At 48.3% G+C, this 12,490-nt stretch carries 13 protein-coding genes; 7 read left to right on the top strand and 6 right to left on the bottom strand.

Features of this window, described 5'->3' with window-relative positions:
- Positions 1 to 306 precede the first annotated feature (306 nt).
- Positions 307 to 642, top strand: a complete 336-nt coding sequence (locus DDT56_RS02255) for a gamma-glutamylcyclotransferase family protein (RefSeq protein ID WP_136164896.1) — start codon at positions 307 to 309, stop codon at positions 640 to 642.
- 76 nt (positions 643 to 718) lie between these two features.
- Here DDT56_RS02255 and DDT56_RS02250 read toward each other — a convergent pair whose 3' ends face one another.
- The gene (locus tag DDT56_RS02250; protein WP_136164895.1) at positions 719 to 1,747 is read right to left on the bottom strand and encodes an LLM class flavin-dependent oxidoreductase; all 1,029 of its coding nucleotides are present in this window, start codon (positions 1,745 to 1,747) and stop codon (positions 719 to 721) included.
- 293 nt (positions 1,748 to 2,040) lie between these two features.
- On the opposite strand from DDT56_RS02250, the gene DDT56_RS02245 reads away from it, so the two are divergent.
- The 3 genes from DDT56_RS02245 (at position 2,041) to DDT56_RS25135 (ending at position 3,835) form a co-directional block, all read left to right on the top strand.
- A complete protein-coding gene (locus DDT56_RS02245; protein ID WP_136164894.1) occupies positions 2,041 to 2,424 on the top strand; it encodes a SecDF P1 head subdomain-containing protein in 384 nt (127 codons plus the stop codon).
- 325 nt (positions 2,425 to 2,749) lie between these two features.
- On the top strand, positions 2,750 to 3,229 hold the full coding sequence (locus tag DDT56_RS02240) for a hypothetical protein (RefSeq protein WP_136164893.1): 480 nt from the start codon (positions 2,750 to 2,752) through the stop codon (positions 3,227 to 3,229).
- Positions 3,230 to 3,616: 387 nt separating this feature from the next.
- Positions 3,617 to 3,835 carry a helix-turn-helix transcriptional regulator gene (locus DDT56_RS25135; protein ID WP_210416965.1) on the top strand — a complete coding sequence of 73 codons (219 nt, stop codon included), beginning with the start codon at positions 3,617 to 3,619 and terminating at the stop codon, positions 3,833 to 3,835.
- Between the two features lie 568 nt (positions 3,836 to 4,403).
- On the opposite strand, the gene DDT56_RS02225 is transcribed toward DDT56_RS25135, so the two are convergent.
- The 3 genes from DDT56_RS02225 to DDT56_RS02215 form a co-directional block, all read right to left on the bottom strand.
- Positions 4,404 to 4,718 (bottom strand): hypothetical protein, encoded by a 315-nt coding sequence (locus tag DDT56_RS02225; RefSeq protein WP_246856701.1) that lies wholly within the window; start codon positions 4,716 to 4,718, stop codon positions 4,404 to 4,406.
- A gap of 205 nt (positions 4,719 to 4,923) precedes the next feature.
- Positions 4,924 to 6,207: a hypothetical protein gene (locus tag DDT56_RS02220; RefSeq protein ID WP_136164892.1), complete on the bottom strand. Its 1,284-nt coding sequence runs from the start codon at positions 6,205 to 6,207 to the stop codon at positions 4,924 to 4,926.
- A gap of 942 nt (positions 6,208 to 7,149) precedes the next feature.
- On the bottom strand, positions 7,150 to 7,395 hold the full coding sequence (locus DDT56_RS02215) for a helix-turn-helix domain-containing protein (protein WP_095847624.1): 246 nt from the start codon (positions 7,393 to 7,395) through the stop codon (positions 7,150 to 7,152).
- A 105-nt stretch (positions 7,396 to 7,500) separates the two neighbouring features.
- Between DDT56_RS02215 and DDT56_RS02210 the strand changes: the two genes are divergently transcribed.
- From DDT56_RS02210 to DDT56_RS02200, 3 genes are all read left to right on the top strand, one after another.
- The gene (locus DDT56_RS02210; RefSeq protein ID WP_025919135.1) at positions 7,501 to 7,731 is read left to right on the top strand and encodes a helix-turn-helix domain-containing protein; all 231 of its coding nucleotides are present in this window, start codon (positions 7,501 to 7,503) and stop codon (positions 7,729 to 7,731) included.
- A gap of 92 nt (positions 7,732 to 7,823) precedes the next feature.
- A complete protein-coding gene (locus DDT56_RS02205; protein WP_136164891.1) occupies positions 7,824 to 8,045 on the top strand; it encodes a helix-turn-helix domain-containing protein in 222 nt (73 codons plus the stop codon).
- 21 nt (positions 8,046 to 8,066) lie between these two features.
- The gene (locus tag DDT56_RS02200; protein ID WP_136164890.1) at positions 8,067 to 9,167 is read left to right on the top strand and encodes a hypothetical protein; all 1,101 of its coding nucleotides are present in this window, start codon (positions 8,067 to 8,069) and stop codon (positions 9,165 to 9,167) included.
- Between the two features lie 241 nt (positions 9,168 to 9,408).
- Here DDT56_RS02200 and DDT56_RS02195 read toward each other — a convergent pair whose 3' ends face one another.
- Both DDT56_RS02195 and guaA read right to left on the bottom strand, forming a co-directional pair.
- A complete protein-coding gene (locus DDT56_RS02195; protein ID WP_136164889.1) occupies positions 9,409 to 10,614 on the bottom strand; it encodes a tyrosine-type recombinase/integrase in 1,206 nt (401 codons plus the stop codon).
- Between the two features lie 215 nt (positions 10,615 to 10,829).
- A complete protein-coding gene (guaA, locus tag DDT56_RS02190; protein WP_136164888.1) occupies positions 10,830 to 12,407 on the bottom strand; it encodes a glutamine-hydrolyzing GMP synthase in 1,578 nt (525 codons plus the stop codon).
- Positions 12,408 to 12,490: the final 83 nt, after the last annotated feature.

Below are 12,490 nucleotides of genomic sequence, written 5' to 3'. Positions count from 1 at the left end.
ATCTAATGTTTCGACATTAGTTGATCTAACACAATTATGAGCATATCGTGACGCGTTCAACGTCTGCTTCCACTTGGCTGACAGTCAGCACTAAGTTTATGCCGGAGTATTTTCCGTAAATCCCTGACGCAACTGCCGCATTTCCAACTGAATCTCGCCTGACACAACCGCCCCCCACGTAAAGCCTAACCACCCAATACCAATCCATCAGCGCTTTCAACTCCTTGCGAACCTCATCATTACCCCGTATTTTGAGCACTCTTCTCTGCATATTGGGGCATTTATTGCTTTGGCTAACGAGGGATAATGGAACGCTTGTTTGTCTACGGTACGCTACGTCCGGGCCACTCTAATGCCCATATTCTGGAAAACATCGGCGGAGAATGGCTACCGGGTTATGTGACTGGCACGTTTTATGAGCGTGGCTGGGGAGCCGCTGCGGATTTTCCGGGGATCGTCCTGGATAAGGATGGACCACTTGTCCACGGTTACGTGTTTTTATCCGATAAACTTGAGGCGCACTGGCCAATATTGGATGAATTTGAAGATGGCTATGATCGCGTTGAAGTTGAAGTGACCACGGCTGATGGTCAGCACGTTACTGCATGGACCTATCAGTTACAGCCGCAGACTAACCCGTAAGGCAATCGCGGCTCAGCGAATCCAGATTCAACGCCTCGCATATCGTAAAACATGCAAGGCGTTTTTCATTTCAGACTTATTCGTCGCGCCAGCCCATTGCCGGAGCAACATGTTGCAGAATGGACTCGATAACATGTACGTTGTAATCCACGCCCAGCTGATTCGGTACGGTCAGCAATAAAGTATCCGCTTCAGCAATCGCTTCATCCTGTTTCAGCTGTTCGATCAGCTTGTCCGGTGCTGCGGCATAGCTGCGCCCGAATATCGCGCGGGTTTTCTCATCAAGGAAACCGACCTTGTCGCTGTCGTCACGGCTGGAGCCGAAATACATCCGGTCACGATCGTTCATCAGGGCAAAAATACTGCGGCTAACCGAAACACGTGGCGTACGTGTATGCCCCGCTTCCGCCCAGGCCTCGCGATACGCACGGATCTGTTTTGCCTGCTGAATGTGAAAAGGTTCGCCTGTTTCATCGTCTTTCAGCGTGGAACTTTGCAGGTTCATTCCCAATTTCGCGGCCCACACCGCTGTCGCATTCGAACCGGCGCCCCACCAGATACGGTCGCGTAAACCGTCGGAATGAGGCTCGGGGCGCAACAGGCCCGGCGGGTTCGGGAACATCGGCTGTGGATTGGGTTCCGCAAAGCCTTCTCCACGTAACACGTCCAACAGCACTTCGGTGTGACGGCGCGCCATATCAGACTCGTTTTCCCCTTCGGAAGGGACATAGCCGAAGTAGCGCCAGCCATCAATCACCTGCTCAGGGGAGCCACGGCTGATACCAAGCTGTAAACGCCCGCCGGAGATCAAATCCGCCGCACCCGCATCCTCCGCCATATACAGCGGGTTTTCATAGCGCATGTCGATAACGCCAGTGCCGATTTCAATACTCCGGGTTTTCGCTCCTATCGCCGCCAGCAGGGGAAACGGCGAGCTGAGCTGGCGGGCAAAGTGATGCACCCTGAAATAGGCTCCGTCCGCACCCAGTTCTTCGGCGGCAACAGCCAGATCGATGGATTGCAGCAGCGCGTCAGCGGCCGAACTGGTTCCGGACTGCGGCGACGGCGTCCAGTGACCAAATGACAAAAATCCGATCTTTTTCATGACGTGTTTATCCTGGTTTTCAGGGAAATTATCAGCAGGCGAGGCATCATTCATGATGAAGCAAGCCTGTTCAAGCATTAGGTTATCCCTACTTTACGCATTACCAGATGAGAATAAATATCGTTTGTTTAACATAATGCATCAAATAAATTGATTGAGTAGAGCGTGACGCGGACATTAGTACTGTCCACTTATGACTCCATCCCATAAGGCTCAGAGGCGTTTATGAAGGCTGTAATGATTCGGTTGAACAAACTGTGATGATATACTTCACTCCCAAAATGGAGAGTAAAATGCATATTAAGATCTGCTTATTGTTGTTGTCTGTGCTTATACCATTTACGTCGTATGCAGAAAAAGGGGAATTCGCATTTTCGGTTGGAGCACAAAAACACATATTCGATTCGTCGTGCATAAAGTCTATTCACTATGCCAGACAGGACGAAACAGGCTCGGATAACTTAGGATTTCATTTTACTGATAGCTGTGGGGAGAGATTGTCGAAGATTACCCGCGAAAACATGGGGAAAAAATTAACAGTCTCATACCTTGGTAACGAACTCTCCACAGCGATGATCTTGCAGCTGCTGAAAAGTAACTTCAGAATTAGCACAAAAGACACACCAAGAGTGGTTTTAATGCAGGTCATCGATGACTACGGAGTAACTGTTGAGTGATTTAACATCGCAACAACGAGCCAGGTATTCCACTAAGCCGTCCTCAGGAAGGATCTCGGTCAGTTATGAGCTGTGAGTTCAACTGGTCGATGCAACGCTATCCTTAAACAAGGAGGGCGTTACCATGTATTCTTCAGATACCTATGTATCTGGCATAAGTACTTCCCACATTACAAAATAATGTTGTCGATCCTGTAAAGAATCTCTGTTTTATGACCGAAATATTCAAGTGTGCCGGTTACTGTACCGGGAGCAGTTGATATCAACAGGGAGAAGCAAAATGAGCTTATGCAGTCGCACGTGGGCCAGGGTGAATGGTAGGTTCATGCTTTTAAAACAGTATTTCGAACGAAAGATAAAATGGGAGCCGTCGGATTTACAACTATCCGCAGTCACTCGGAATAAAACGTTTTTCACTGCTGTCTTTTATGAGTACGCCTTGTGCACATTGATCATTGGCTTTGTACTGCAGCCACTGCTTAAATTTGCCAACCCGGTATATGCTTTTGGCACTGGTGTCGTTCTAGCACTTACCGTGCGCCAGATTTATCGCGTCAATGTCGTCAGCACTGTTTTTCCTCGTCTCAAAAGATGGCTATCGGTTTTTTTCATGATAGTCCTCTCAGTGATCTTCGCTGTCATGGCCGGATTATTACTTGGTTTTGCATTCAGCAACAGCATAGCTCACGATGAGTATTGCCTGTCGCTTCAGACCCGTATTCAGCGAGGAAACGATAGCGAGGCAAACAGCACTATCTTTAGCAATATGCAGTGTCGAGTTCAGCTTCCGGAACGCCGATATTAGTGATGACACGGACAGCATGCCCAGATGATTCATCTGTGCCACAAACCAGGTATACAGCATGGTTTGTGTGAAGCCATGCCAGCTCTTTGTTGATTACACGTTTAATGACCACTTCTGGGCACTGAGCTGACAATCACCTCTAACTGGGCTCAAAATAGCAAGGGTTTTCAGATTAGGTATGAGCCAGCACAGATTAAAATATAAAAGCACTATTTCTTCTTTTTCGACTCACTTCGCCAACCTACGCCACAGCAAGCTGCCCCAATAGGTAGCAAAAGCCACCATATCCCATATTGCACAGCAGAGCAATTTGGAGATTTCGGAGATGAAAAATTCACCACGATCGACCGAGGTAAAAAGCGCCACTAACCGTGATTCCTACGGCACATCGCCTTTCCTGGCACTGAAGCCTACGAAACGCTGCCACAATATCCCCGGCACAGCCCTCTTCCCTTTCGCCGGACTATCCGGCACCACGAGTTGAGTCAAATAGTGCCGTTATCGGAAACCACGATCTATGAGATGGAACACTGTGGGGAATTTCCACGGCGTTTCAATCTGACACCACGCTGCGTCGTATGGGATCTGGATGAAGTAGAAAGATGAGTTGAAGCATGCAAACAAGCTGCGCTCACAGGTTAAGCAAGAACGGCAATTAAGGCCAATGTCCATTTACAAAAAACCCGCCCGATACGGACAGATTCGCATCAAAAATGACAGCCCTAGTTGGTATCAACCAACCAAAACTTCCAAATCTCTGGTCGCAAGGGGCGGCAAACGGCGAGCTTCTTTCGCCAGATTAACCGGCATCGCTACCTCCGCCACTTCCAGCACATATTGCGCCAATCGGTAATTCCCTCTGCTCTGCAATCAGGACAGGATATCCGCGATATGCCAGATCGATGCGCAGCCTTCGTGCACCGATGCCTGAAAACTGCCCGGATAGGCCAGCATCAATTTACGCATATTTTGCCTCGACACGCCGACAATCTCTGCCGGTTCTGTCAGCCCTACCAGTCCGGTGCAGCCTCGATCAGCGTCGCTGAAACATGGAATGGCTGCGTTGAAGTGTAAGTACAGGTCTGGACGTGACGATTTGGCGGTCAGCCCCGACGGCTGGCAATACAAACTCAAGTCAGGGCAAAGCAACGCAGACCGCCTATAAACCATCAGCTCACCCAACCTGATCCGCGATCTGATCCAGCACTTGTTCCAGCTTTTGGTGATCGGCCTGACGCTTGGCTGCGGAACGTTGAGCCAGGTTATGTAGTTTGCGCCGTACGCCTGGCAGCTCGCATGCATGGGGAAATCCGATGATCCCAAAATCAGGCTTCTCGTTCTCCACGGAGAAAAGAAAGGCATTGGAAGGTTCGTCCAACCATCCCGCGACTCTTGCCAGCAGGCGGCCGCGACTTTCAAGTAACTGTTCCGCACTGACCTTGATGGATTGCCATGGCTCACAAAAGTAAAAATCGCCAGTAAATCCCATGATTTTACTGGCGATTTTAGACGTTAGCGGAACTCAGCGGATCCCACTCGATGATGGCGTGATACGTTAATTCATTGTATTTATAAGGATAAATATTTTTTAAGCAGACAAATACCGTCATTTTTACCGTTATAAAAAATCCTATTTAAAACAAAGAAATAAAAACATCACTTCAATACAGATATCCTAATTAATAATCTTTCAGTTAAGTTTTATTTTGTTTCATTCTTATAGACAATAACCAAAGTTCAGACAAGAAATTCGGCATCACAGACCAAACACCACCGGATAGCCCACGAGGAACAAGCTCATAGCTTTCGTCAGCGAACATAAGCCTCATTAAACACTCGGTATTCCACACATGATCGTCTATTGCTCCTTCCAACTTTACAGTCACCTGGCTAATAGCGGATGATGTATCTTCAACACCAGTAATAGACCAATGTATTAACGAAATACCTTTCAATTCATTGCGTAATCGACCAGCACGAAAACCAATAGGACGATTGGGGTAATCGACTGTCCCCTTGGCTAATTCACCATAATTCTTCGTCATCAGCCATGAAAGATATTCAGCGGCAAAAGCCTCTGGACTACCTGATGGCAGGTTCGCAATATCATCGGACGTGGCCAAGATAATATTCGAAACGACAGGCCGGGCTTTCCACCTATTTAATGCGTCCTTAATTTCTGCATTTCGTTGCATGCTTTTCCCAAGTTCACGCAGATCAACAGGTTTTTGTTCCTCGGTAGCTTTTTCTAATCTTTGTGCTTCATCACGACGTCGATCAAAATAATCAACCGTCGCCCATAAGAGATTAAATGCCTTCCCTGCTACTATGGGACTGCCGTAGTTAGGGTTTAATCCATGCACAATACCATGCCGGAATGGCATACAGATAAGTTCCGTATCCAGTTTTCGTCGAGTCGAACCAAGAATTGCAAGCCCTTCAGATAGACCTCCGGGGCCTGATGTTTGGCTATCAAAAACAGGTGTATCAGCACCACCAGAAAACGGATGTTTACCCGTTGATGTGGTGCATATCCCATCAATAATGCTTAACACAAGTGGGATAGCCGACAAATAATCCTCTGCTCCCGCTCGCTCTACAGCCCGTTCATACATTGCTTCCCACGGATTAAAATGACGCGTACAAAACCGGTAACCCAAAAAACGCAAGTTATCTGGATTTAGGTGATAGCTTGTCAGTTCGATTTCCCCATCCTCAAGGTTCATATCGAGAACTTTTGCGACAATATCTGTCGAGAAACGATCATAATTTACCCATCCAAGCGGACTATAAATTTGTGCAAACAGATCCCTATCGATCATCATGTTTTTTATGTTTTCTAATTGTCTTTCTACCTCCTGAAACTGCGCTTTAGCATTCTTATCGAATACTCCCAATAATTTTGCTACTGGACGAGTTTTTTCAATCTGATCAATAAGATATTCAGCAGGCGATTTAGGAACACGTTTATCTGACATTCATACGCCCCTTGTTGTTGTAACAGAAATTGCGGTGTCAAATCTGCGTAAAATCATATCAATATCAACAATAGCTACTTATGAAGAAGCTCGCCATTGAACATAAAATTTCTCCACATATTCGGCTGCATCTTATGACTCAATTGTAAAATGACGTATACCCCTGTTCTCCGGCGCACGGCGCTTCACGGCACGGTATCCCGTGCCGTGCTGAACAATACCTGCGCGCCGGAGCGACAGCGGTTGAGGTATGACGGGGATATCGGTTATGCACTCGGTGCAGCCGCCTGCATCAGCAGGATAATCCCCTCAGGCTGAAAGCCTGCCTCAGGTATCGGTTCAGTCCTCCTCTGATAAATGGGTTGATGAGAATTGGCGCAGCAAATGTGCGTCAGATGACAGGTCGCGCCGGAAAGCGTTGTGGCGCAAGGGCTGGCGCAGTGATCGACGGCGGCGTCACTTGCAACGGCTTTCCGCCGTATGAAGTGACGCCGCTGCCTCATGGAAGCATTCGCTGAGGCAGCAAAAGGCCGCGGACGGTTGCGCCAGTTACTGGCGACAGAAATGTGAACACGCATCAGCGCATAAACGGATAGCGGCGAAGCGATAGCATCACGAACAGGATGCAGCCCTAAGGCGCTGAGATAAGGTAACTGCCGTCGCCGAAGCGAACGCCCGCTGAATGGCAGTGATGGCGGGCTGGGTGTCGACCTCACAGATTTAGCCTGTGCGTTGCCTTGGAGGTCGTGGCAACGTGGGATGCTGCTTGTCGCAGCGATAAAGCACCAATAACTTACTGCGCCAGCTTTCCCGCATCAAGCGGCTAGCGCACTACGCTTGTTGGCTCCTTAACGGATTTCCATTCCATAGAAATCCGTTAAGGAGCGCCGGAATCCATTCGTGCAAAATGTAAGGTTTTGTAAACCTCTACTGAGCTGATTTTCAATCCGACTCCCCTGCCCCACTTTGCCTTCGTCTGATGTTTTGATAGCGCGACGGCCAGATCTCTTCGGGGAGTTTATTTAGCGCCTCGGCGATCAGGCGCTCGCCTTTCGGCCAGTGACGCGTCAACGCATTTGCCAGCGTGGACGACGCCAGCCCCGCTTCTCTGGAAATCGCCGCCAGTGTTGTTCCCCTCTTCCTTAAACCCGCAATGATATCCGCCGGATGCCAATCATGTTGCTCCATATGCCCTCCTACATTGTTGACTATTAGTCACATAGTAGCACAAAAACTAACGATTGTGACTAATAGTCCGTGGACTGATAAGCATCAAAACGGAATGCTTATCACATGAAAACATCCGACTCGATCAAAGTCCTGCTTGGACAACGTGTTAAAGCGCTCAGATTGCAGGCAGGCCTATCTCAGGAAGCCTTTGCGGAAAAGTGCGGGCTGGATCGTACTTATATCAGCGGCATTGAACGTGGGATCAGAAACCCAACACTGGAAGTGCTCAACATCATCGCAATTGGGTTACATACCGATCTAACCACGCTGTTTGCATTTCACGATCCTGCCTAACATTCCAACCTTACCGATTAAATCGACAAAATCCCTCATATGTGACTCATCGTCCGTGGTCTGATAAGCAACGAGAGATAATGCTTATCTGCATGGAAAATGCAAAAAACATCACCATCCGTTTTGGACAACGCGTAAAAACACTTCGCTTACAGGCCGGACTCTCCCAAGAAGCCTTCGCCGATAAGTGCGGTTTGGATCGCACTTATATCAGTGGGATTGAGCGAGGCGTTAGAAATCCGACGCTGGAAGTGATCGGGGTTATTGCTGATGGATTGGGGATTAATTTAAAAGATTTATTTGATTTTTTATGATAATCCGATAGGTAATCAAATATGAATTGGCAGCCTGTAGTACGTGAAGTTCATCTTCTTGGCGGTGGAAGAGCTTTTAATGGAATTAGTTCTGAAGTAGAGATTCACCCATTAACAATTAGCAAAAAAATATTAAAAATACATCTCAAAGATTACCACCACTTATTCCATGATATAAACAAATCTGGTCTTTATGTCATAGGTTGTGATTTTTTCACTACACCCGAGTCAACCAACGGTTACACTCCTCCTCAATGGAGAACAAAAAATAAAAATAACCCAATCTGGCTATGTGCAGAAGAAGGTGATAACTGGTCTTTTATAGCTCATTCGGCTTTTAAGCAAAAAAATGGATTACTCTGCGACATAGCATCGAGAATATCACATCAACTTCGCGCATGTGAATGGAGACTTAGACAGCTATCAGAATCCTATGCAGATCAACTAAAAAGCCGAATTAATTCTGATACATTTAAGGATAACCAACGTTTTTTTGACGAGTACACGTCTCTAGCTTACTTAAGTCTTCAATCTTTCTTGGTCGATGCTTGTGTTTTAAGAGATTATTTAGCTGAATTCTATTCGGAAGTAATGCTTAGCGAGGTAATAAATGGCAAGGTTAATAAAGTTACTACATTAAGTGGTCTTCTTAAGCGTTGGAAAATCTCTCCCCCCAAAAATATTGTAGGAAAAGAAATATTAATTTCGGCCAAACCTGGGCAATGGCTTTTTGAACTAGGTTCTTATAGAGATTTAGTTGTACATACTGCTCCACTAGCAACAGCTGGGCGTACCCTATGTGCGGTTACCAGACTGTTTAATCTTCCCCATGGTGAAAAGTTACCTGGCATAAAACTTCCTCTACCAAATAATCCTACTGAATTGAAAACAGAACGGTCATCAGGGCGTTATTTTGATGATCCAGAATTGAATTTCGCTCGTTTTCAAAATATTATAGATGATGTAGATAATACAAAAGACTCTCTTGAATATGCGTATTCGTGTATGCAATCGTTAGGAAAAATGGCAAAATCAGTATCTACATTATCTCCAGTAAAACCAGAAATCCCTCTAATTACACAGAATGATGTGATTGGGGAAATAAAAATAATCAAAAACTGACATAATTTTCAACTCAAAGTAATAAAATTTTTCCTTAATCTATTTTCCATCGAATTATATTAGCTAACAGATTCATTCTAAATAGCTTCGCGCATTGATGCTGCACTGTTGACCATGCTACAGCGCGTAACTGATGACAATAGCATTAAAATAATATTTAAAAACAGCTAATTATGATTTAATCATAATATCCTTGCCACTCAATTTGCAGGGCAAGTGTAGCGCTATTATGCGAAGCTATTTAGCCTACATCCCCAATCCACCCATCAACCATATCCGCCCAATCCTGCAACATCTTCCGGCGTTGTTCGGCGTATTCCGCCTTGTTGTAAACCGCCCTAATGCCGCGCTGTTCGTGGGCAAGGGCTTTTTCAATCCAGTCCGAGTTATACCCGGCTTCATGCAGATGTGTGGAGGCGGTGCGGCGCATATCGTGGATGGTGAAATCTCCTAGCGGTAGCCCTTGCTTTTGTGCCAGTTGAATAGCGTGATTCGCTGCACGGTTGAGTGAGCTTAACGCAATGGTGCCGTGTTGAGACTGCCCGAAACTCGGCAGTACAAACGGTGAACCCGCAGCCAGAATATGTAACTGCATAAACAGATCCAGCACCTGCCGGGAGAGATAGACCACGTGCGGACGACCCGCGCCACAGCGGCTGGCTTTCATTTTCTCCGCCGGTATGGTCCATTCGGCATTCACAAAATCGATCTCATCCCATGTGGCATTAACGATGGAGTTTTTTCTGACCAGCGTCAGCATAATGATCTTGAGAGCGACTTTTAACGCATGGGAGGTTTGCGCATTTTTTAACGTATTAAAAAACAAGCCGATCTCTTTTTTGGATAGCGCCCTGTCCCGCGGAACAAAGCTGGCGATCGTAGACGGCGGAACATGTTCCGCCGGGTTGTCGCATTTCACGCCACGCGCTTTGGCGTAGGTAAATACGCTGCCGACGATATCGCGCGCTTTTACCGCTGATGCCGCCGCTCCACGATTTTTCACTTTATCGCAGTGGTTGCGCAGTATATCGGGCGTGATCTCGCTTAATAGCTTTTTGCCGAACTTTGGCGCAACGTCGCGTTTGATGATGCCCTGTATCATGCGGCGCGTACTGTCTTTGTAGTTGGCATCGTCAAACCAGCGCGTCAGCCAGTCGCCGAAATAGATGGATTTGGCCTGCTGCTTCTGGCGTTGCTTCTCTGTAGCGGGCGAAACACCCTGCGCCAGCAATTTCTTCGCATCCAGCAGCTTATCACGCGCCGACGCCAACGAAACGATGGGATACTTGCCGATCGTTAGCGTTTCACGACGACCGTTGATCTGGTAGTCAAAACGAAAGGTGATCAAACCAGATTTAGCGACGGTAACATACAGGCCGTCACGGTCGGCCACCTTGTAGAGTTTGTCTTTGGGCTTTAACGCCTTGAGCTTAGTTTCCGCCAACATATCGTCCCCCTCTGCCTATTCTGTTTTACCGTAAACACCCACGGTAAAAACACACTATAGATCACAGACAGAAAATTTTTACCGTTATTTTTCACGGTAAAAATGGCTGAAACAAAGTGGAAGTCGTTAGCTCTTAGAAAACAAAAATCGCCAGTAAATCCTATGATTTTACTGGCGATTTTAGACGTTACTGGAACTCAGTGGATGCTAACCACTTATTCCCACTCAATCGTCGCCGGCGGCTTGCCGGATACGTCGTAAACCACGCGGGAGATGCCGTCCACTTCGTTGATGATGCGGTTGGATACGCGGCCGAGGAATTCGTACGGCAGGTGCGCCCAGTGGGCGGTCATAAAGTCGATGGTTTCCACCGCGCGCAGCGCCACTACCCAGTCGTACTTGCGGCCGTCGCCCATTACGCCGACGGAGCGCACCGGCAGAAAGACGGTAAAGGCCTGACTCACTTTGTCGTACAGTTCGGCTTTGTGCAGTTCTTCAATAAAGATCGCGTCCGCGCGGCGCAGCAGATCGCAGTACTCTTTCTTCACTTCGCCCAGCACGCGTACGCCCAGCCCCGGCCCCGGGAACGGGTGGCGGAACAGCATATTGTACGGCAGACCCAGCTCCAGGCCGATTTTGCGTACCTCATCCTTGAACAGCTCTTTCAGCGGTTCCACCAGGCCCAGCTTCATCTCTTTCGGCAAGCCGCCGACGTTATGGTGCGATTTGATGACGTGCGCCTTGCCGGTTGCCGACGCGGCGGATTCGATAACGTCCGGGTAGATGGTACCCTGCGCCAGCCACTTGACCAGATCCTGCTTGCAGGCTTCTTCGTCAAACACTTCGACAAATACGCGGCCGATGGTTTTACGCTTCACTTCCGGGTCGTCAATCCCGGCCAGCGCGCTCAGGAAACGCTCCTCTGCCGGCACATGCACAATATTCAGGCCGAAATGGTCGCCAAACATCTCCAGTACCTGATCGGCTTCGTTCAGACGCAGCAAGCCGTTATCCACGAATACGCAGGTGAGGCGTTTACCAATGGCGCGGTGCAGCAGCATCGCCGTGACCGAGGAGTCGACCCCGCCGGACAGGCCGAGGATCACATGATCGTCCCCCACCTGCTGACGAATACGCGCCACCGCGTCGTCAATAATCTTGGCGGGCGTCCACAACGCCTCGCACTGGCAGATATCGCGCACAAAACGTTCCAGCAGACGCTGCCCCTGACGGGTGTGCGTCACTTCCGGGTGGAACTGTACGCCGTAAAAATGCTTCTCTTCGTTGGCCATAATGGCGAACGGGCAGGTATCGGTGCTGGCTATCGTGACAAAATCAGCGGGGATGGACGTCACTTTATCCCCGTGGCTCATCCATACATCCAGCAGCGGCGCGCCCTCCGCGCTTATCTCATCCTGAATGTCGCGCACCAGCGCGCTGTCGCTTTTCACTTCAACCTGGGCATAGCCGAACTCACGTTCGTTGGAACCTTCAACGCGACCGCCCAACTGCATCGCCATCGTCTGCATACCGTAGCAGACGCCCAACACCGGCACGCCGGCCTGGAAAACATACTCAGGCGCCCGCGGGCTATCAAACTCGGTGGTGCTTTCCGGACCGCCGGAAAGGATTATCCCGTTAGGGTTAAATTCGCGGATCTGCGCTTCTGTGACATCCCATGCCCACAGTTCGCAATAAACGCCCAGTTCACGAATGCGTCGTGCAACCAGCTGCGTATATTGCGAGCCGAAATCCAGAATAAGAATGCGGTGTTGATGAATGTTTTCTGTCATAAGAGGCGTGTTCCAAAATACGAATTGAAGCAATAATGATTAAACCCGGCGAATAGTACCGGGTTTAACGCTTTAAATCAGCC

Source organism: Brenneria corticis, assembly GCF_003115855.1.
Lineage (GTDB): Bacteria > Pseudomonadota > Gammaproteobacteria > Enterobacterales > Enterobacteriaceae > Brenneria > Brenneria corticis.
This window is presented reverse-complemented; position numbering and strand designations above follow the sequence as displayed.

Coding starts and splice junctions, on each gene's coding strand:
- DDT56_RS02205 (WP_136164891.1), top strand. CDS start 7,824: ATGGAAAATGCAAAAAACATCACCATCCGTTTTGGACAACGCGTAAAA.
- DDT56_RS02215 (WP_095847624.1), bottom strand. CDS start 7,395: ATGGAGCAACATGATTGGCATCCGGCGGATATCATTGCGGGTTTAAGG.
- DDT56_RS02220 (WP_136164892.1), bottom strand. CDS start 6,207: ATGTCAGATAAACGTGTTCCTAAATCGCCTGCTGAATATCTTATTGAT.
- DDT56_RS02240 (WP_136164893.1), top strand. CDS start 2,750: ATGCTTTTAAAACAGTATTTCGAACGAAAGATAAAATGGGAGCCGTCG.
- DDT56_RS02250 (WP_136164895.1), bottom strand. CDS start 1,747: ATGAAAAAGATCGGATTTTTGTCATTTGGTCACTGGACGCCGTCGCCG.
- DDT56_RS02225 (WP_246856701.1), bottom strand. CDS start 4,718: ATGGGATTTACTGGCGATTTTTACTTTTGTGAGCCATGGCAATCCATC.
- DDT56_RS02200 (WP_136164890.1), top strand. CDS start 8,067: ATGAATTGGCAGCCTGTAGTACGTGAAGTTCATCTTCTTGGCGGTGGA.
- DDT56_RS02195 (WP_136164889.1), bottom strand. CDS start 10,614: ATGTTGGCGGAAACTAAGCTCAAGGCGTTAAAGCCCAAAGACAAACTC.
- DDT56_RS02245 (WP_136164894.1), top strand. CDS start 2,041: ATGCATATTAAGATCTGCTTATTGTTGTTGTCTGTGCTTATACCATTT.
- guaA (WP_136164888.1), bottom strand. CDS start 12,407: ATGACAGAAAACATTCATCAACACCGCATTCTTATTCTGGATTTCGGC.
- DDT56_RS02210 (WP_025919135.1), top strand. CDS start 7,501: ATGAAAACATCCGACTCGATCAAAGTCCTGCTTGGACAACGTGTTAAA.
- DDT56_RS02255 (WP_136164896.1), top strand. CDS start 307: ATGGAACGCTTGTTTGTCTACGGTACGCTACGTCCGGGCCACTCTAAT.